Annotated in this window: 19 protein-coding genes, 1 tRNA gene and 2 pseudogenes; 18 read left to right on the top strand and 4 right to left on the bottom strand. The window is 66.9% G+C overall.

Annotated features, from left to right (window positions below):
- Window positions 1-21 precede the first annotated feature (21 nt).
- A complete protein-coding gene (locus tag ACW6W5_RS04685) occupies window positions 22-1,686 on the top strand; it encodes a hypothetical protein (RefSeq protein ID WP_226956718.1) in 1,665 nt (554 codons plus the stop codon).
- Between the two features lie 3 nt (window positions 1,687-1,689).
- On the opposite strand, the gene ACW6W5_RS04680 is transcribed toward ACW6W5_RS04685, so the two are convergent.
- Window positions 1,690-2,262, bottom strand: coding sequence for a Maf family protein (locus tag ACW6W5_RS04680; RefSeq protein WP_152154358.1), 573 nt, complete (start codon window positions 2,260-2,262; stop codon window positions 1,690-1,692).
- 114 nt (window positions 2,263-2,376) lie between these two features.
- On the opposite strand from ACW6W5_RS04680, the gene ACW6W5_RS04675 reads away from it, so the two are divergent.
- The 16 genes and pseudogenes from ACW6W5_RS04675 to ACW6W5_RS04600 form a co-directional block, all read left to right on the top strand.
- Window positions 2,377-2,886, top strand: coding sequence for a YceD family protein (locus ACW6W5_RS04675; protein ID WP_121043054.1), 510 nt, complete (start codon window positions 2,377-2,379; stop codon window positions 2,884-2,886).
- Between the two features lie 108 nt (window positions 2,887-2,994).
- Entirely contained in the window at window positions 2,995-3,192 is a 198-nt protein-coding gene (gene rpmF / locus ACW6W5_RS04670; protein WP_017357626.1) for a 50S ribosomal protein L32, read from the top strand.
- A gap of 88 nt (window positions 3,193-3,280) precedes the next feature.
- Window positions 3,281-4,258, top strand: a complete 978-nt coding sequence (locus ACW6W5_RS04665; RefSeq protein ID WP_152154360.1) for a beta-ketoacyl-ACP synthase III — start codon at window positions 3,281-3,283, stop codon at window positions 4,256-4,258.
- A gap of 75 nt (window positions 4,259-4,333) precedes the next feature.
- Window positions 4,334-5,116: a BUD32 family EKC/KEOPS complex subunit gene (locus ACW6W5_RS04660; RefSeq protein WP_121043057.1), complete on the top strand. Its 783-nt coding sequence runs from the start codon at window positions 4,334-4,336 to the stop codon at window positions 5,114-5,116.
- Window positions 5,117-5,204: 88 nt separating this feature from the next.
- Window positions 5,205-6,149, top strand: a complete 945-nt coding sequence (fabD, locus tag ACW6W5_RS04655) for an ACP S-malonyltransferase (RefSeq protein ID WP_152154362.1) — start codon at window positions 5,205-5,207, stop codon at window positions 6,147-6,149.
- Window positions 6,150-6,223: 74 nt separating this feature from the next.
- Window positions 6,224-6,967: a 3-oxoacyl-ACP reductase FabG gene (gene fabG, locus ACW6W5_RS04650; protein ID WP_121043061.1), complete on the top strand. Its 744-nt coding sequence runs from the start codon at window positions 6,224-6,226 to the stop codon at window positions 6,965-6,967.
- A gap of 153 nt (window positions 6,968-7,120) precedes the next feature.
- Window positions 7,121-7,360, top strand: coding sequence for an acyl carrier protein (acpP, locus tag ACW6W5_RS04645; protein WP_017357544.1), 240 nt, complete (start codon window positions 7,121-7,123; stop codon window positions 7,358-7,360).
- 136 nt (window positions 7,361-7,496) lie between these two features.
- Window positions 7,497-8,759: a beta-ketoacyl-ACP synthase II gene (fabF, locus tag ACW6W5_RS04640; protein WP_152154363.1), complete on the top strand. Its 1,263-nt coding sequence runs from the start codon at window positions 7,497-7,499 to the stop codon at window positions 8,757-8,759.
- A gap of 95 nt (window positions 8,760-8,854) precedes the next feature.
- Entirely contained in the window at window positions 8,855-10,210 is a 1,356-nt protein-coding gene (locus ACW6W5_RS04635) for an aminodeoxychorismate synthase component I (protein ID WP_152154366.1), read from the top strand.
- A 66-nt stretch (window positions 10,211-10,276) separates the two neighbouring features.
- Entirely contained in the window at window positions 10,277-11,338 is a 1,062-nt protein-coding gene (mltG, locus tag ACW6W5_RS04630; RefSeq protein WP_121043067.1) for an endolytic transglycosylase MltG, read from the top strand.
- Window positions 11,335-12,003, top strand: coding sequence for a dTMP kinase (gene tmk, locus ACW6W5_RS04625; RefSeq protein ID WP_121043069.1), 669 nt, complete (start codon window positions 11,335-11,337; stop codon window positions 12,001-12,003). The genes mltG and tmk overlap by 4 nt, the downstream gene beginning before the upstream one ends.
- Window positions 11,996-12,955, top strand: coding sequence for a DNA polymerase III subunit delta' (locus tag ACW6W5_RS04620; RefSeq protein WP_152154368.1), 960 nt, complete (start codon window positions 11,996-11,998; stop codon window positions 12,953-12,955). The genes tmk and ACW6W5_RS04620 overlap by 8 nt, the downstream gene beginning before the upstream one ends.
- Window positions 12,952-13,305, top strand: coding sequence for a PilZ domain-containing protein (locus ACW6W5_RS04615; RefSeq protein ID WP_152154369.1), 354 nt, complete (start codon window positions 12,952-12,954; stop codon window positions 13,303-13,305). Before ACW6W5_RS04620 ends, ACW6W5_RS04615 begins: the two co-directional genes overlap by 4 nt.
- A 65-nt stretch (window positions 13,306-13,370) precedes the next feature.
- Window positions 13,371-13,445 (top strand) — tRNA-Val (locus ACW6W5_RS04610).
- A gap of 215 nt (window positions 13,446-13,660) precedes the next feature.
- Window positions 13,661-14,404 (top strand): tetratricopeptide repeat protein, encoded by a 744-nt coding sequence (locus ACW6W5_RS04605; RefSeq protein ID WP_193222874.1) that lies wholly within the window; start codon window positions 13,661-13,663, stop codon window positions 14,402-14,404.
- A gap of 12 nt (window positions 14,405-14,416) precedes the next feature.
- A pseudogene (locus tag ACW6W5_RS04600) lies at window positions 14,417-14,671 on the top strand (tetratricopeptide repeat protein); the annotation flags it as partial.
- A 260-nt stretch (window positions 14,672-14,931) separates the two neighbouring features.
- Here ACW6W5_RS04600 and ACW6W5_RS04595 read toward each other — a convergent pair.
- A pseudogene (locus ACW6W5_RS04595) lies at window positions 14,932-15,117 on the bottom strand (hypothetical protein); the annotation flags it as partial.
- Between the two features lie 184 nt (window positions 15,118-15,301).
- On the opposite strand from ACW6W5_RS04595, the gene ACW6W5_RS04590 reads away from it, so the two are divergent.
- Window positions 15,302-16,213 carry a CPBP family intramembrane glutamic endopeptidase gene (locus ACW6W5_RS04590; RefSeq protein WP_152154374.1) on the top strand — a complete coding sequence of 304 codons (912 nt, stop codon included), beginning with the start codon at window positions 15,302-15,304 and terminating at the stop codon, window positions 16,211-16,213.
- Window positions 16,214-16,891: 678 nt separating this feature from the next.
- Here ACW6W5_RS04590 and ACW6W5_RS04585 read toward each other — a convergent pair.
- Window positions 16,892-17,593 carry a LytR/AlgR family response regulator transcription factor gene (locus ACW6W5_RS04585; RefSeq protein ID WP_152154377.1) on the bottom strand — a complete coding sequence of 234 codons (702 nt, stop codon included), beginning with the start codon at window positions 17,591-17,593 and terminating at the stop codon, window positions 16,892-16,894.
- On the bottom strand, window positions 17,581-19,290 hold the full coding sequence (locus ACW6W5_RS04580) for a histidine kinase (RefSeq protein WP_152154378.1): 1,710 nt from the start codon (window positions 19,288-19,290) through the stop codon (window positions 17,581-17,583). The genes ACW6W5_RS04585 and ACW6W5_RS04580 overlap by 13 nt, the downstream gene beginning before the upstream one ends.
- Between the last annotated feature and the right edge of the window lie 71 nt (window positions 19,291-19,361).

Below are 19,361 nucleotides of genomic sequence, written 5' to 3'. Positions count from 1 at the left end.
GCGCCGCAGGAATCTACCCCCTTGTCTGCTTCCCATCCGTACCCCGCGCCGGTGGCGCCTGCGCTGATCCGGACGTTGTGGTGCGCGGTGGCGGGCATCGTTTCGGTGGGTGTGGCCGCCATGCTGTGGCTGTCGCCACGCGTGCTGTACGCCGATCCGTGGCGCTTCACCCAGAAGCTGCTGGAGATGCCGTGGCCGGGCAACGTACTGGTGTCGGACAATGGCCACCGTGAAATCCTGCCGAACCTGGTGCGCTATGCCGAGCTGGAGTGGCTGCACGGCAATCAATGGCTGCAGATCGGTACCGGCGTTGCGTTGGCACTGGCGACAGCAGGGCTGCTGGCCCGGATCATCAGGGCCGATGCCATGGCACCACCGGTGCGCGCCGCCGCCGCCCTGGTCGCGGCGCTGTCGATCTTCTGGCTGGGCAGCCAGCGCGCGCTCACCCATGCCAACGAATCGGTCCACGCGTACCTGATCACCGCAGCGCTGATGGCCGGCGTCGCCCTGCTGCTGCGTGGCGATCGTCGCGGCGCGGTAGTGGCCGCCGTGTGTGGCGTCGCGGCGACGTTCTCCTTCGGCAGCGGCGTGGCCGTGTTCGTGGGGTTGGCGGCGGTGATGATGGTGCGGCGTGCGCCGTGGTCGCACTGGGTGCCATGGACCGCCGCCCTGCTCGTGGCGGTCGGGCTGCACCTGGGCATGGGGCGGACGGGCATGCCGACGCAGATGGCGCTTGCCCCGCTGCCGCAGCTGGACGTGCTGCTGCGCTGGCTGGCCTCGCCCTTCATCTATCTGGCCTGGCCGGCACTGGATCCAGCGGCGGCGCAGCAGTTGCCGTTCGCGCCCGTGCGCGGTGCGGTCCAGTCCGTGGCGAGCGCGTATGAGGCGCTGTTCGGACCGGTGCTGACCTCGCGCTGGCCGCATCTGCTGATCGGTGCGTCGGGGCTGACCGCGTTGTTCGGCATGACCTGGCGCACCTGGCAGCGCGGCCGCAGCGCCGGGGCCGGGGAGTCGGTGGGGCTGGCGATGGCATGGTTCGGCCTGGCCGTGGGCGCGCTGGTCGCACTGAGCCGCTGGAGTTACTTCGCTGACTACCCCACGCAGGTGGCCGCAACGCGCTATGTGCCCTGGTCGTGGCTGTTCTGGTCCGGTCTGGTGTTGTGGACGATCGTGCGCGTCGGCCTGCGCCATCCCGGGCGGGTGGCGTGGGCAGCCCTGCTGCTGGCGCTGGTGGCCGTGCCGAGCACGGCGTGGATGGCCTATCTCGGCGCCGGCATGCAGCGGGTGGCCAACATGACCGCCACGGCGGCCGCGGCCGGTGTGGTCGATCCGGATCAGACCCATGGCGAAAGCGTGCCCGGCGAAGTGCTGGCGGCGCTACCCAGCCTGCGCGCGCACGGGGCCTCCGTGTTTGCCTGGCCGGAAGCCCGCTATCTGGAGGGTGCGCCAACGGCGGCACCCGGCGTGGTCGTTCCGGTCGGCGATGTCTCCCTCGTGGCGGTGCGCAACACCCTCGGGGGCTCGGCCTGGCGCATCCAGTTCAGCGCCCAGAGCAGGGCGCCGCGGCTGGTCCTGCAATGCGGTGGGCGTCCCGTGGGCCTGGCCATGCCGCTGGCGGGCCGCTGGGTTGGCTGGGCCACCGGCGAACTTGATGCCAGCTGCCTGGAGGCGCTGCAGCTGCGCTGAGGCTCAGGGCAGGGTGTGGCCGGCCTGGCGCAGCAGCTGGCTCAGCGCGATCAGGGGCAGCCCGATCAGTGCGGTCGGGTCGCGGTTCTCGATCGCCTCGAACAAGGTGATGCCCAGGCCTTCACATTTGAAGCTGCCGGCGCAGTCCAGCGGCTGCTCGGCGGCCACGTAGCGGGCGATCTCTTCAGCCCCCAGGGCACGGAAGTGGACCCGGGTCAGATCACAGGTCGCCAGGGCCTCGCCGTCGCGCACCAGGCTCACGGCCGTGTGGAAGTCCACGACCTGCCCGGACATCGCGGCCAGCTGCGCATGCGCGCCCTCCACCGTGCCCGGCTTGCCCAGCGGGGCGCCGTTCAGTTCCGCTACCTGGTCCGAGCCGATCACCCACCGGCCCGGGTGCAGGCGGGCAACCGCCTCGGCCTTCGCGCGCGCCAGCCGCACCGCCAAGGCCCGTGGGGCCTCACTGGGGCCGGGGGTCTCATCCACCTTGGGGCGGGCGGTCTCCAGGGGCAGGCCGAGCCGCTCCAGCAGGTCACGGCGGTAGCGGGAAGTAGAGGCAAGCAGCAGCGGGGTCATGCGACAATACCGGGCACGGAAGGGCGGCAGTCTGGCCCCTCGGGGCGGGGATCGGCAACCTGACTGCGCAGGCATTTGACAGCGGCCCGGACGATCCTTAACATTCAGCGGCTTATGTCCGCAAACGTGCCCGAAATGCTGGATGCTTGGCGGATGGTCGCAGCACGCAGGTGCTTCGACGGCCAGGTGGATCTAGCGGAATTGACCCGCCTCCAGGGCCTTGTCGCCGATACCGAAGGAACGTGCACCTATGCACTGGAATTCGCGCACGACGACATCCTGCAGGTATCCTATGTTGAACTGTCCATCGACACCGCGCTGCCGCTGATCTGTCAGCGCAGCCTGCAGCGCTTCCTGTTGCCGGTTTCGATGGTGCAGCGGCTCGGCCTGATCCGCAGCGAAGAGGAAGAATCCTCGCTGCCGGAAGGCTGGGAACCGTGGCTGGTGCCCGAAGACGGCATGCTGCGACCGCTGGAGCTGGTCGAGGACGAACTCGTCCTGGCCGTGCCCGTCGTGCCGTTGTCTCCCGATGGCGAGGCAGTGGACAAGGACTGGGCACCGACCGAAGAAGAAATCAGCAAGGCCAATCCGTTCGCGGCGTTGGCGGCACTGAAAAAACAATAGCAGCCGGATTGTCGTCGGCGGCTGCGGCGAAAGCGAAAACTGTGCTGGGCGCTGGCGTCCTGCGCGACGATACGACGAAGCAAAACGAACCGAGTTTGGAGCAATCCCATGGCTGTGCAGAAATCCCGTGTCACCCCGTCCCGCCGCGGTATGCGCCGTGCGCATGACGCCCTGAGCGCCAAGCAGCTGTCCACCGATCCGACCACCGGTGAAGTGCATCTGCGTCACCACATCACCGCTGACGGTTTCTACCGTGGCAAGAAGGTGATCACGACCAAGTCGAACTCGGCCGTCGAAGAAGATTGATTTGTAAAGGCCGCTGCCCGGTCGGGCAGCGGCCTTTACCCCATTCTTCCCGATCGTCACGTTTGGCGATCGAGCTACAGGACATGCAATGAGCAAGCGGATCTACTCGAGGATCGCGGGCACCGGTAGTTATTTGCCCGAAAAAGTGTTGACCAACCAGGATCTGGAGAAAATGGTCGACACCAGCGATGAGTGGATTCAATCGCGCACTGGTATCCGCGAACGGCACATTGCGGCCGAAGGCGAGACCACCAGCGACCTCGGCTACCACGCCGCGGTACGTGCGCTTGAAGCGGCCGGTATCGACGCTTCGCAGCTCGACATGATCGTGGTGGGTACCACCACGCCTGATCTGATTTTCCCGTCCACCGCGTGCCTGATCCAGGCCAAGCTCGGTGCGAGCGGCTGCCCCGCCTTCGACGTCAACGCCGCCTGTTCGGGCTTCGTGTTCGCGTTGAGCGTGGCCGACAAATTCATTCGTTCCGGTGATGCACGCCATGTGCTGGTCATCGGTGCGGAAACGCTGACCCGTATCGTCGACTGGACCGAGCGCACCACCTGCGTGCTGTTCGGCGATGGCGCGGGCGCCGTCGTGCTCAAAGCCGACGAAGACACCGGCATCCTCAGCACCCACCTGCATTCGGATGGCAGCAAGAAAGAGCTGCTGTGGAACCCGGTGGGCGTCTCGGCCGGCTTCGGCGAGGGCGAGAATGCCCGCGGCGCGATCCTGATGAAGGGCAACGACGTGTTCAAGTACGCCGTCAAGGCGCTGGACTCGGTCGTCGATGAAACCCTGGAAGCCAACGCGCTGACCAAGGACGACCTGGACTGGCTGATCCCGCACCAGGCCAACCTGCGCATCATCGAAGCCACCGCCAAGCGCCTGGAGATGTCCATGGACCAGGTGGTGGTGACGGTCGACAAGCATGGCAACACCTCCTCGGCCTCCGTGCCGATGGCGCTGGACCACGCCGTCCGCTCCGGCCGCGTGGAGCGCGGCCAGCTGCTGCTGCTGGAAGCGTTCGGCGGCGGCTTCACGTGGGGTTCTGCTCTGCTGCGTTATTGATAGTGTCAGTTACGACAACGTGACGCTGTCGTTACGGCCCCATTACGGGGCCGTATGCATTTCAGGAGAACTGTCATGGTTGAGCCCATCGTCATTGACGGGCAGCGCGCCTGGCTGAAGCAGTACGGCGAAGGAAGCCGCGTGGTCGCGTTGGGCCTGCTGAACTTCATCGCCCGCCGCTTCCAGCTCGATGCCCTGCGCCCACCGCCGCACCGCGGTGGCGACGCCGCCCGCGAAACCGAAGCCCGCCGCCTGGCCGAACTGCAGGCGCAAGGGGTCAACGTCCCCAGTGTGATCGGCAGTGGCCATGCCGCCCTCGTGCTGGGCGACAACGGCTCCTCGTTCAACACCTGCCTGCGCGAAGCCGACGATGCCGGCCGTGACCGCCTCGTGTCCGCCGCGATGAATGCCATTGCCCAGGCGCACCACAAGGGCGCGTACTTCGGCCAGCCGCTGCCGCGCAACCTCACCTGGGATGGCAAGGAGATCGGCTTCATCGATTTCGAGGAAGATCCCCTGGAAGTCATGGACCTCGCCCAGGCCCAAGCCCGCGACTGGCTGATGTTCGGTTACGGCGTGGCCAAATACTACGAGGACCGTCCGCAACAGCTGCAGACCCTCATGGCGCAGGCGATGGACGGTGCCGAAGCTCCGGTGCTGGCCCATGCTCACGACGTCACCGGCCGCCTGCAGGGGCTGGCCCGCGCCAGCATGAAGATGGGCCGCTCCGCCCGCGCACTGGCCCATTCCATCCTGATCGTCCACGGCGCCACCACCCTGGGCGTGCTGATGCTGGCCGTGATCTGCATCGATTTCTTCAGCGACGGCGATCTGGACATCCTCCAGCTGTTCACCTGAGCAAAGACCCCACATACGCGGCAGTACAGACGAAGGGCGACGTTCCCCTTTATCATTCGCCGTTCGATTTTTGCAGGCGGATGATCACGTGACCGGTACCAATCTCGCATTCGTGTTCCCGGGCCAGGGCTCGCAGTCGCTGGGCATGCTGGCCGAACTGGCCGAGCTGCACCCGCAGATCCGCGAGGCCTTCACCGAAGCCTCCGACGGCGCCGGTGTCGACCTGTGGGCGCTGTCGCAGGGCGGTCCCGAGGAAATGCTCAACCGCACCGAATACACCCAGCCGGCCCTACTGGCCGCCAGCATCGGCGTGTGGCGCGCCTGGAACGCCGTTGGCGGCGCCCAGCCGGCCGTCCTGGCCGGCCACAGCCTCGGCGAGTACACCGCCCTGGTGGCCGCCGGCGCGCTGACCCTGCGGGACGGTGCCCACCTGGTGCGCCTGCGCGGCCAGCTGATGCAGGAAGCCGCCCCGACCGGCGTCGGCGCCATGGCCGCCGTGCTCGGCGCCGAAGATGCGCTGGTCGTGGAGGTCTGCGCGCAGGCCGCCGGCAGCCAGGTCGTCGTGCCGGCCAATTACAACTCGCCCGGTCAGATCGTCATCGGTGGCGATGCGGCTGCCGTGGATCGTGCGCTGGCGCTGCTGGCCGAGAAGGGCGTCCGCAAGGCCGTCAAGCTGGCTGTCAGCGTGCCCTCGCACACCCCGCTGATGCGCGAAGCTGCCAACCGCCTGGCCGAAACCATGGCCGGCCTGGACTGGCGCGCCCCGGCCCTGCCGGTGGTGCAGAACGTGGATGCCCGTGTGCATGACGGCGTGGACGCCATCCGCCAGGCGCTGGTGCAGCAGCTGTACCTGCCCGTGCAGTGGACCGGCTGCGTGCAGGCGCTGGCCGCCCGTGGCGTCACCCGCGTGGCCGAATGTGGCCCGGGCAAGGTGCTGAGCGGATTGATCAAGCGCATCGACAAATCGCTGGACGCGCGCACACTGTCCACGCCCGCCGATTTCGAGACGGCCCGCGAGACCTGGGCCGCCTGATGTCTTTCGATCGCGCCCGTGCTGGAATGGCTTCGCGCCAGGCCGGCCGGACCGGTCCCGTTTGAGGAAATGAGATGAGCAAGCCCCTTCAGGGTGAAATCGCACTGGTCACCGGCGCCAGCCGGGGTATCGGTGCCGCGATCGCCGACGCACTGGCCGCGCAGGGCGCGACCGTCATCGGCACCGCCACCACCGACGCCGGTGCCGCCGCCATCGGTGAACGCCTGGCCGCCGTGGGTGGCCACGGCCGCGCACTGAACGTCACCGACGCCGCTGCGCTGGAAGCCGTGCTGGACGGGATCGCCAAGGAATTCGGCGCCATCAGCATCCTGGTCAACAACGCCGGCATCACCCGCGACAACCTGTTGCTGCGGATGAAGGAAGAAGACTGGCAGGCGATCCTGGACACCAACCTGACCAGCGTCTTCCGCACCTCCAAGGCCGTCATCCGCGGCATGATGAAGGCGCGCAAGGGCCGCATCATCAACATCGCTTCGGTGATCGGCGTGACCGGCAATGCCGGCCAGGCCAACTACGCCGCGGCCAAGGCCGGCATCATCGCCTTCTCCAAGTCGCTGGCCAAGGAAATCGGCTCGCGCGGGATCACCGTCAACGTGGTCGCGCCGGGCTTCATCGATACCGACATGACCAAGGCCCTGCCGGAAGAGCAGCGCACCGGCCTGGTCAAGTCGATCGCCCTGGAGCGGCTCGGCGAGCCGTCCGATATCGCCAACGCGGTGGCGTTCCTGGCCGGTCCTTCGGCCAGCTACATCACCGGCGAAACCCTCCATGTGAACGGCGGCATGTACATGCCGTAAGCATGTGGCGCAAGGACTGCGCCGCAAGTGGTTGATCCGTTTGATGTTTTGCTGCAATGCAAGGTGTCGCTGGTTTCCACTACACTATCCCACGGTCATCCCTCACCGGATGGCGTCATTTTTGAACCACTACTCCATCTGGAGCGATATCCAATGAGCACCATCGAAGAACGCGTCAAGAAAATCGTCGTCGAACAGCTTGGCGTCAAGGAAGAGGAAGTCACCAACAGCGCATCGTTCGTCGATGACCTGGGCGCTGACTCGCTGGACACCGTTGAACTGGTGATGGCGCTGGAAGAAGAGTTCGAGTGCGAAATCCCGGACGAAGAAGCCGAAAAGATCAGCACCGTGCAGGCTGCGATCGACTACATCAACGCCCACGTCAAGGCTTGATGTCAGGCGGCTCGCGCGCGGCCGTGGCGATTGCTGCGACCGCGTGCGGCAAACCCATGGGGCCGCGCTTGCGGCCCTGTGCTTTTGAGCGTTATACCGCGTGATACCCGCAACACCCGGGTCAGGAGAATCTGCAATGAAGCGTCGCGTCGTCGTTACCGGCATGGGCATGGTCTCGCCATTGGGCAATGATATGGCCAGCAGTTGGAAGGGCATCACCGAAGGCCGTTCCGGCATCGGTCCGCTGACCAACGTTTCGCAGTCCTACCTGGACCGTTTCACCACCAAGATCGCAGGTGAGGTCAGGGACTTCGACATCACCGCCGACAACGAACAGTTCGGCAGATTCCGGGTCACTGGCAAGGATGCCAAGAAGATGGACCCGTTCATTCATTACGGCCTCGGTGCCGCCTTTATGGCCTTGAACGATTCGGGCCTGGAGATCACCGACGGCAATGCCGAGCGCATCGGCGCCATCGTGGGCGCGGGCATCGGCGGCCTGCTGGGCATCGAAGAGCAGACCATCGATTTCCACGAGGGCAAGAAGATCTCGCCCTTCTACGTGCCCAAGACCATCATCAACATGCTCCCGGGCCAGCTGAGCATCATCACCGGCCTGAAGGGTCCGTCGTTCTCGGCGGTCTCTGCCTGCGCGACCTCGAACCACTCGATCGGCACCGCGATGCGCATGATCCAGTACGGCGACGCGGACGTGATGGTGGTCGGCGGTGCCGAGCGCGGCTCCTCGCCGACGGCCCTGGGCGGCTTCTGCGCGATGAAGGCGATGAGCACCCGCAACGATGCACCGGCTGAAGCCTCGCGCCCGTGGGACAAGGAACGCGACGGCTTCGTGCTCGGCGACGGTGCCGGCATCCTGATCCTGGAAGAGTACGAACACGCCAAGGCGCGTGGCGCGCGCATCTATGCCGAGCTTGCCGGTTTCGGCGCCAGCTCGGACGCGTACCACATGACCGCCCCGAGCGAGAACGGCGAAGGCGCGGCGCGCTGCATGACCATGGCGTTGAAGGACGCCGGCGTGACCCCGGAGCAGGTCGGTTACCTCAACGCGCACGGCACCTCCACGCCGCTGGGCGACCTGGGCGAAACCATGGCCATGAAGACCGCCTTCGGCGACCACGCCTACAAGATGATGGTCAGCTCCACCAAGTCGATGACCGGCCACCTGCTCGGCGCGGCCGGCGGCGTGGAAGCGATCTTCTCGGTGCTGGCGCTGCGCGACAACATCATTCCGCCGACCATCAACCTGCATGAAGCGGGCGAAGGCTGCGACCTGGATTACGTGCCCAATACCGCACGCGAAGCCAAGGTCGATGTGGTGATGTCCAACGGCTTCGGCTTCGGCGGCACCAACGGCACGTTGGTGTTCAAGCGCGTCTGACCGCCCGTTCCGTGTACTCCCACCAAGGCCGCCATCATGGCGGCCTTGGTGTATCTGGCCCCCGCGCACGCTGCGCGCCCTTCCGGTGTCCTGTCATGTTCCAGACGCTTCCGCTGCCCGCCACCACCGACCTGCTGGCCCTGCAGCGCCTGGCCCCGCAGCGTTACCCGCTGCTGATGGAATCCACCGCCTCGGGCACCGCCCAGGGCCGCTGGGATCTGCTGCTGATGGGCAACGGGGAATCCCTTGCACTGCAGGCCGACGGCGTGGTGCGTGATGCCGAGGGTGTCGCGCATGACGGCCGCTTCCTTGACGTGCTGGATGCGCACTGGGCCGCACTGCGGCTGCCGCGCGAAGAAACCACGTTGCCGTTCCGCGGTGGCTGGGCACTGATGCTGGATTACGAGCTGGCTGGCCAGATCGAGGACGTGCTGGCCTTGCCTGCGCGCGCCGATGGGCTGCCCGCCGCGCTGGCGCTGCGCTGCCCGGCGGCGGTACTGCACGACCGCGTGCTGGGCCAGTTCCATGCCGTGTGCGAGACCGGCCAGGCCGCGCTGCTGCAGACCCTGCAGGATGACCTCGCCGCGGCCGCCACGCTGGCGCCGCTGCCGGCGTGGCAGCCACCGGTCGCGATCAGCGAGGACGCGCCACAGCGCTTCACCGGCGGCGTCGGCAAGGTGATCGATTACCTGCGCGCGGGCGACGTGTTCCAGGTGAACCTCTCGCGGCGCTGGAACGCGCAGTTCGCCGAGGCGCTCTCGCCGCAGGCGCTGTACGCGCAGCTGCGCGTGGCCAACCCCGCGCCGTTCGCCGGGCTGTTCATGGCGCAGGGCAGGGCGGTGGTCAGCTCCTCGCCCGAGCGGTTGGTCTCGGTGCACGGCGATGACGTGCAGACCCGCCCGATCGCCGGCACCCGCCCGCGCTTCGCTGGCGATGACGATGCCGCGCGCATCCAGGAGCTGGTCGGCCATCCCAAGGAACGCGCCGAGCACGTGATGCTGATCGATCTGGAACGCAACGACCTCGGCCGCATCTGCGCGCCGGGCAGCGTGGAGGTGGATGAGCTGATGACCGTGGAGAGCTACGCCCACGTGCACCATATCGTCAGCAACGTGCGTGGCCGCCTGCGCGAGGGCGTCAGCCCCGGCCAGGTGATCGCCGCGACCTTCCCCGGCGGCACCATCACCGGCTGCCCCAAGGTGCGCTGCATGCAGATCATCGCCGAGCTGGAGCAGGCCGCCCGCGGCGCCTACACCGGCGCGTTCGGCTGGCTGAACCGCGATGGCGACCTGGACCTGAACATCCTGATCCGCACCGCCGAAGTGGCCGGCGACACCGCCAGCTTCCGCACCGGCGCCGGGATCGTGGTCGATTCGGTGGCCGACAAGGAACTGGACGAAACCCGCGCCAAGGCCCGCGGCCTGCTGCGTGCGCTGGGCAGCGATGCCTGAGCCGTTTGGCGGTGTGCAGCACCCGCGCGGTATGCTGCGCGGCGAAGAAATGGATTCGAGGTGAGCATGGCGGGTGCGAAACGGGGATGTCTGGCCGTACTGGCCGTGTTGCTGGTGCTGGCCCTGCTGGTTGCGGCCGCAGGCGCTTGGTTCTGGCATCGCCAGGGCGCCTTTGCCGATGCACCGGTCACCCCCAGCGCGGAGAGCGTGGTGATCGCCTCCGGTGATGGCTTCAGCACCGTGCTCGGCAAGCTGCGCCAGGCCGGCGTGGACGAAGGCAGCGACACCCAGTGGCAACTGCTGGCGCGCCAGCTGGATGCCGCCGGCAAGCTCAAGGTGGGTGAATACGCGCTCGATCCCGCGCTGACCCCGCGCGAGCTGCTGACCCGCATGCGCCAGGGCCGCGTCCTGCAGCACCGCGTCACCATCGTGGAAGGCTGGAACATCCGTCAGCTGCGCGCCGCGCTCAAGCGCGCCGATCCGCTGGTGCACACCACCGACGAACTGGACGATGCCGCCCTGATGAAGGCGGTCGGCTTCCCGGGCGAGCATCCGGAAGGCCGCTTCCTGCCCGAGACCTACGTCTACCAGCGTGGCGACAGCGATATCGACGTGCTCAAGCGCGCGCATGCCGCGATGGAAAAAGAACTCACCGCCGCGTGGGACAGTCGCGTGGACGACCTGCCGCTCAACTCGCCGTATGAGCTGCTGATCCTCGCCTCGATCATCGAGAAGGAAACCGCACTGCCCAGCGAGCGCCCGCAGATCGCCGGGGTGTTCATGCGCCGCCTGAAGATCGGCATGCGCCTGCAGACCGACCCCACCGTGATCTACGGCATCGGCAGCAGCTACGACGGCAACATCCGCAAGCGCGACCTCACCACCGATACGCCGTACAACACGTACACGCGCGCCGGCCTGACCCCGACCCCGATCGCCATGCCCGGGCGTGATGCGCTGCATGCCGCCGCGCAGCCGGCCAAGGGCGATGCGCTGTACTTCGTGGCCGTGGGCGATGGCAGTGGCGCGCACATCTTCTCGGCCAACTACACCGACCACAACGCCGCCGTTGCCCGCTACCTGCAGCAACTGCGCAGCAAACGCACCAACGAGGCCGCACCCCAATGAGTCCCGCGCTGCACCGGCACCCGCATTTCGTCAGCCTGGAAGGGGGCGAGGGCGCCGGCAAGACCACCGCCATCAACGCGATCCGCGAGGCCCTGCAGGCGCGCGGCCATGAGGTAGTGCTGACCCGCGAGCCCGGCGGCACCGCGCTGGCCGAGCGCATCCGCGCGCTGGTGCTCAAGCCGGACGCGGAGATCTCCGCCGAGCCGCTCTCGGCCGAGGCCGAGCTGCTGCTGGTGTTCGCCGCCCGCGCCCAGCACGTGCGCCAGGTGATCGCCCCGGCGCTGCAGCGCGGCGCCTATGTGCTGTGCGACCGCTTCACCGATTCCAGCTACGCCTACCAGGGCGGCGGCCGCGGCCTGGATGCGGCGTGGATCGCCGATCTGGAGCGCCGCGCCGTCGGCCTGCTGCCCGGCCTGACCCTGCTCCTGGATGTGGACGTGGCCGTCGGCCGTGCCCGCGCGAACGGCCGCGACCTCTGGCCGGACCGCATCGAAAGCGAGCACGATGATTTCTTCCAGCGGGTGCGCGCGGTGTTCCGCCAGCGTGCCAGCGAAGACCCCGCACGTTACCGCCTGATCGACGCCAGCCAGGACCAGGCCGGCGTCGCCGGCGCGGTGGTGGCGGCCGTGGAGGCATGGTTGGCACAGGAGCCGGATCGTGGCTGAACCCTTTTCCCCCTGGCAGCAGCGCGCCTATGACCAGACGGTGGCCGCGCTCGACGCCGGTCGCCTCGGCCATGGCCTGCTGTTCTGCGGCCCGGCCGGCCTGGGCAAACTGGGCGTCGCGCTCCGGCTGGCCGAGCACGTGCTGGGGCAAGGCGAGCCCGCCGCCGCCAAGCGCAGCGCCCAGCTGCTGGCCGCCGGCACCCACCCGGACCTGCAGCGGATCTCGTTCATCCCCAACAAATCCGGCGACAAGCTGCGCACCGAGATCGTGATCGAGCAGATCCGCGAGGTCTCGCAGAAGCTCTCGCTGACCCCGCAGTACGGCGTAGCCCAAGTGGTGATCGTCGACCCCGCCGACGCCATCAACCGCGCGGCCTGCAATGCCCTGCTCAAGACCTTGGAAGAGCCGCAGCCCGGCCGCTACCTGTGGCTGATCAGCGCCGACCCCGCGCGCCTGCCCGCCACCATCCGCAGCCGCTGCCAGCGTCTTGAGTTCAAGCTGCCGCCCCGCGAGGAAGCGCTCGCCTGGCTGCAGACCCTGGGCCACAGCGAAGCCAGCGCCCGCGAAGCACTGGACGCCGCCCGCGGCCACCCCGGCCTGGCCGACCAGTGGCTGCGCGAAGACGGCCTGGCCCTGCGCCGCCAGGTCGCCAGCGATCTGGAAGCCCTCGTTGCCGGCCGCTCCGGCGCGGTGGAACTGGCCCAGCGCTGGACCGCCGACGACAACGCCGCCCTGCGCCTGCGCCACGCCGCCGATCTCGCCCTGGCCCAGGCCACCGGCGGTGGCTTGACCGATCCCGATCGATTGCACAAGCTGGCCGCCTGGTTCGATGCGGCCAACCGCACCCGCGACCTGCTGCGCACCACGGTGCGCGCCGATCTTGCGGTGGTTGAGCTGCTGCTGGCCTGGGGAAAGGTCAACGAACGGCACGCCAAGGGGAATAGAGCATGAGCGCCACCAACGCCCGACAGGGCATCCTGTCCCTTGCCGTCAAGGACAAGGCCGCGCTGTACAGCGCCTACATGCCGTTCGTGAAGAACGGCGGCATCTTCGTGCCCACGCCCAAGCGCTACTTCCTGGGCGATGAAGTGTTCCTGCTGCTCACCCTGCCGGACTCCAGCGAGCGCCTGCCCGTCGCCGGCAAGGTGATCTGGGTGACCCCCGCCGGGGCCCAGGGCAACCGTGCCGCAGGCATCGGCGTACAGCTGGCCGATGGCGCGGAAGGGGAGGCCGTCCGCCACCGGATCGAGACCCTGCTGGCCGGCATCCTGACCGCGGACAAGCCCACGCACACGATGTGAAGAAATTTCGGCGAAACCGTTGACGTCAAAATTTGCCGCCCTATAATGAGCGGCTCAGCAGCATCGGGCGGTTAGCTCAGCGGTAGAGCATTGCCTTCACACGGCAAGGGTCACAAGTTCGAACCTTGTACCGCCCACCATGATTCAGTCGAAAAAGCCTCCGGAAACGGGGGCTTTTTTGTTGGCGTGCGGTTAGCCATTCCAGGCTTGAGCAGGGCGACTTGGCGGACGAAATGGGCGACCCCACTATCCTCCGCATGGGAGGGACAATTACGCCGCATCGAAATCTGATGGGGGCATTGAATAAATGCCTGGGCGCGTCGTCGCTCAATCGAATGACGAATGGAGAATGTTCATGGAAGGACCGATTGGAACCCTGGCTCGGGTAGTGATGTGGGTCGGCCTGGCTGCCTTCGCCTGCAGTGCGCAGGCGTCTGGCGCTGACAAGCCGCCTTCGTTTGAGGAAGTACAGGCAGCGGCCAAGGCGGGTAGCGCTGAAGCCGAGAATGACCTGGGTTACAGGTATCTTCAGGGCGCTGGAGTCGCCAAAGACGAGGTGCAGGCGGCGATCTGGTATCGCAAAGCGGCAGAGCAGGGCTATGCGCCGGCCCAATCCGCGCTCGGTGGACTGTATCTACACGGAGTTGGCGTGCCGCCAGACGCGATGCAGGCCAGCGACTGGATACGCAAGGCGGCGGAGCAGGGCGACGCACTGGCACAGTCCGATCTTGGAATGATGTATCTCAAGGGAATTGCCGTCCCACAGGATGATGTCCAGGCCATCCTCTGGCTCCGCAAGGCGGCTGAGCAGGGTTCACCCGCAGGGCAATACAACCTTGCCAGTCTGTATCAAAGAGGAGGTGCCGGCCTCGCTGAAGATGACGCTGAGGCCATACGCTGGTACGGCAAGGCAGCTGTGCAGGCCGCCTCGCAGCTGGGCGTCAGGCAGTCCCGCCAGAAGCTCTGCGAGTATCGCGGCGAAAACAGCGTGTGGTGTGCCGAGGTCGATACGCCCGGGGCTTTCGGTCCCGTGGACGACTTGGTGGCGGCGGCCGAGGGCGGCGACGCAAAAGCGCAGAGCGCACTCGGTGACATGTAACAGCGGGGCCTCGGTGTGCAGAAGGACGTGACTCAATCGGCCGACTGGTACCGCAAGGCGGCAGCGTCGGGGTACGCCCCGGCGCAGGCCATGCTGGGATACATGTACTACGAGGGGATCGGCGTGACCAAGGACATTGATGTGGGTCTATCTCTGTACTGCAAAGCTGCTGCACAGGGAAACTCACGGGCGCGGGCGAATCTCGAGATCATGCAGATTTACGGGCAATTCGATCCGAAGGAATGTTCCGTTCGTCTTGCGCGATGAGTATTGAATGCTCAAGCTTTCTAGAGTTGATGTGATGGTTGAAGTTTCTAGTGCCCAGCTGGGGCGGGGCAGTTATGTGCCTAAGCAATCTTTGGGGGCGCCGGCGAGGTGACTTCCTGCGTGGATCGGTCCGCTTCTGGCCGAAAGTGGGCGTTCGGGGAGGACGGAGGCGCCGACCGCTGGTAATGTCCGCTTTCGACGGCGGTTTCAACTGGTCAATGCAACAGCTTGTTGATATCGCTCGATCGGTGTCTGGAAGTCCCGCGCGACTGGATGAAGAGCGTGCGATAGATCGTCTCGTGTGAGACCTGGCAGCTCGGATCGTCCGGGTAAGTCCGCTTGAGCCAGCCAGTCTCGGCGAGAACCCCTCGCACGGACGAGTGATGCCGATCGAACAGCCTCGCCATCTGGTGCAACGACTCGCCCTGCCGCCAGCGGTCCCACATCAGGGCCTTGTGGCTGTCGGAACCGCCACCCAAAGCGGCCACCACGGGCGACGACTCAGCGCCATTTCGTCGGCGATCCGGGTGATTCATCGGCGGCTTCTGTGGCTTGGTCGCAAACGGGTAGCCACGCCCCCGCGCGAAGGGCAACTTGCAGCGCCGATCACGTCGACCTGGAGCGCCCCGCATGACCCCCGTTGTCCTGTATTCGCCCGATCCGGCCCGCGGCTGGCTGCCCTGGGCCTGGCTGACGCCGATCCTGATGATCCTGTTCAACGCGGTACCGGTGATCGCGCTGGACGGGTGGATGCAGTCGCAGCATTGGTCGACGCCGGGCGGCGATCCGATCGGCCTCGCTGGCTTGCATGCGCTGCTGTGGATCGGCTTCGCGCCGACGCTGGCGGCCGTGCTCGCCTGGGTACGCTTCGTCGAAGGGCGCTCGCTGGCGAGTATCGGGCTGACCGGTCCGGCGCCGCTGAAAACCTTTCTGCGCGGAATGGCCGTTGGATTCGGCACGATCGCGCTGGTCGTAGTCGCGATCTGGATGGCTGGCGGCATGCAGGCGGCGGGCTTGGGGCAGGCCTGGCGGTCGCCCGTCAGTCTGCTGCACATCGGCCTGCTGCTAGTGAGTTTCATGTTCCAGGCGAGCGTGGAGGAAGTCATCTTCCGCGGCTGGATGCTGTCGGTGGTGGCGCGCAAGACCAATGTTGCGGTGGCAGTGCTGCTGGTGTCGCTCGTTTTCTGCTTCCTGCATTTCAGTCCGCACCAGCCGCCCCTGGTCATGCTCGGCACGTTCCTGTTCTCGCTGTTCGCCTGCGCCTGGGCGCTGCGGAGCGGCAATATCTGGGGCGTGATGGGCTGGCACGCGGGGTGGAACTGGTTGCTCGCAACCGGCTTCGAACTGCCCGTCACCGGCATGGATCCGCACTTGCCGGCGCTGCTGGTGGCGCTGCGCCCGCAAGGCCTCGACACCCTGACCGGTGGCGCGCAAGGGCCGGAAGGCAGTTACCTGTGCAGCGTCTTCTTCGTCGCCGCGATCGCGTGGATCCAGTGGCGAAAGACGCGCGGAGCTCAGAACTTCTCGCCGACCAGCAGGTGACGCCACTGCCCGGGCGGCATCGCCCCGTCCGGGCCCTTGCCGATCGGATGCGGGTTCGCGCCGCACCGGCGACGACCAAGCAATGGAGCGTCTGCTAGCGCTCAGGGCACTCGGTGGTGCCTGAGCGTGGTAGCCGTGGGAATCTCCCGTCTTGAGGGAGTACAAGCGTGCTACTTCACCTCCGCGGCCGCATTCGACCCAGAGCGAACGTTCGCCCCTTGTTCGCGTAGGCTCCGTACTCGTTTCTTCAGCAGTTCGACCTGCACGGAGATATCCCTTGTGCGCAACGTCCATGTAGGCGGAAAAGTTGGCGTCATCTGAGTAATTGCAGTACTTGCACTCGTGGTCTGGTATCTCAAGGGGCTTGAGCAAACCTCCGAGTTTTCGGCGGCGCGCAGGGCGTACGTGCAAGCTCATCCGGAAGCAGCGGGTGCTCACTTTGCAATTTGTTACTGATGCGGATTCCGCTCCAGATATTTAGCGAACCAGAGGCAGCTCAGGTTCGGGATGCGAGTGCCACTACCGGCTGGAACCCAGACTGCCTTTGCTGAAGTGTCAACAAAGGGTGATCTGGCTTCCTCGATAAAGCTCGACTAGGCCCACCTTCGGCTTACGTTTCGCGACGACTGCTCCTTGCCGAAAGCGGGCATCGGTCCTGCAGCGGTCTTCTCGAAGCGCTTATATCGACCCAAGCTCCCCGCGCACGTCCTCAACAAAGGCCCGCCCCACCGGCACCTCAGCCCCATCATTCAGCACCAGCCAGTAACGGCTCCCCGAAGCCGCATGCAACGTCCGCACATGCGTCAAATTGACCAGATACGACCGATGGCAACGCACAAAGTCCGGCGGTAGCACGGCAGTAAGACTCGCAAGCGATTTGTCATGCAGCTCACTCCGCCCATCGCGCATACGTACTTCGCTGTAGTCCCCATCAGCACGAATCCAAAGCACATTGGCGAGCTCCACCATCGCCGTCCCCTGCGCATGCCAGATGCCCAGATAACGCGCCGCGCCAGATCGATACCGCCCAACATCCAGCAACCGCTCCAGCGCCTGCCGCAACCGTTCGCGTGAGAAAGGCTTGGGTACAAAATCCAGCACCCCATGCTCAAACGCCTGCAGCGCCCGCTCCCGATGGGCGGAGACCACCACGCAGTGGTATCGCCCAGCCACCACCCGCCTCAGCAGGTCGAAGCCATCCTCTCCACCCAGATTCAAGTCCAGCAGCAGGCCGTCATACACGCTGCGCTGCAGCCGGTCACCGGCGGCGTCCAGGTCGGCCACGGCATCGAATCGGGCGCGGCTGCCGGCCAGTTCGGTGCACATCCGCAGCAGCCGCTGGCGGACCAGCAGTTCGTCCTCGACGATCAGGATGCGCATGTCAACTCCATGCGGCCGTACCAGTCGTTGCCATCGGGACCTTGTTCAAAGCGCCAGCTCTCGGGGCAGGTGGCGGCCAGGCTTGCCTCGATGTAGCGGGTGCCCGTGCCTTGCCCGCGATGCGGGGCAGTGCCGCGTGCACTGCGCAGTTCCAGCATCCAACGGTCGTCCTCGCGTTGAACACGCAGGCGGAACGGATGCTCGGCACACGCGACCGCCCCCGCATGCGTGAGCGCATTCTCGACCTGCGCATGCAGCACGCCGGGCGGCAGCCACAGGCCGTTGTGTTCGCCCTCGACCTCAAAGCCGATGTGGCGATCCAGCGCGAGGCCGACGATGTCCAGGTGGTTGCGGCACAGCGCCAGCTCTTCTTCGATCGGCACGCTGGGGCGGGTGCTGCTTTCGCGCAGGCGATCAAACTGTTCGGCCAGCGATTCGACCAGGCGGCTGGCGCGCATCGGTGCCTGTTCGATCAGTTCCTGCAGGCCGGTGAGGGTGTTCATCAGCCAATGCGGCTGGATGCCCCGCTGCAGCAGCTGCAGCGAGAGACGGGCGCGCTCTCCGCGCAGCTGCGCGTTGTGGTGGTCCAGCATCCGCAGCTGGGCGGCGTGGCGGATCAGCAGGAAGCCCATCAGCACGGCCAGGAACAGGAAGTAGGGGCCGTCGAGGAAAATCCCGCCAGCGAGCGGCACGGCGAGTGCACCGGCCACCACCAAGGTCAGGATCGGCCAGCGCTCGTCGGGCTCGCCGCGGGCGCGCAGCAGCACGTAGGTGGAGGTCAGCAGGCTGAGCAGCAGCAGTGCGGCACCGCGGCCGTCGAAGCTGGGCACGAAGGCGGCCAGCGCCAGCAGGGTGGCGAGATAGGCGATGCGGGCTGTCTTCGGCACCGCGACGCCGAAACGACGCGCCAGGTAAGCCGGCAGCAGGATCGCCGCGGCGAGGTGCAGCAGAAGCAGCATGAGCAGTCGTGGGCCGTGCCACGGATAGGCATAGCCGACCAGCGGACGCCATGCTTCGACGATGGGCAACGCAAGGCCGACGACACCCAATGCGAGCAGCAGGCGCGCACCCGCTACCCGTGGCCGGCCGCGCTGTGCAGCGAGGAAGTAGAGGCAGGCGGCACCCAGCGCCCCCGTGGCAAGCGCGGCGATCAACCACGGTCCAAGGTTGAGGCTGTAGATCGAGGCGGCCGGCCCGACCGCAACGAAGGCATCCGCGCCCCGCAGTTTGAACCACTGATGATGGCTGGAGGCGAGCAGCACCAGCGTATCGGTGCTGCTGGGCGAGGAGGGCGGCAGCACACGGATGATGTCCACCTGTCCCGGCTGCTCTTCGTCCGCGTTGCGGCCGACGGTGCCATTGGCGGCCAAGGGCTGGCCGTTCCAGAAGGGCTGGCTGGCGGCGCGCACCGAGATGCGCAGTGCACGGTCGGCCGCATGGTGTGCTGGCTGCGCAGGCAGGCGCCAGCGCAGCCAGTACGGGCCGCGCCACTGCACCAGTTCGCGCTGGTTGGCCGGCTGCCACTCCAGCGTCGTTGGCGGAGCGGTGGGCAGTGCGCCATCAGCGCCCAGCGTGGCGGGTGCCATCTCCTGGGCCTCGTAGTAGTGCAGGCCCGGTGGGGGCGCGACCAACAGCAGCCACGCGGCGACCGCGATGAGCAGGACGGCGAGGGCGGTCAGGGTGCGTGGGATCTGCATGTGCCCATCGTATCGGTTGCACGGAGTCACTGGACCCCCGCCTGGAGCTGTTCGGCGGACGGGCCGTCCTC

This window comes from Stenotrophomonas sp. IS26 (assembly GCF_054188265.1).
This window is presented reverse-complemented; position numbering and strand designations above follow the sequence as displayed.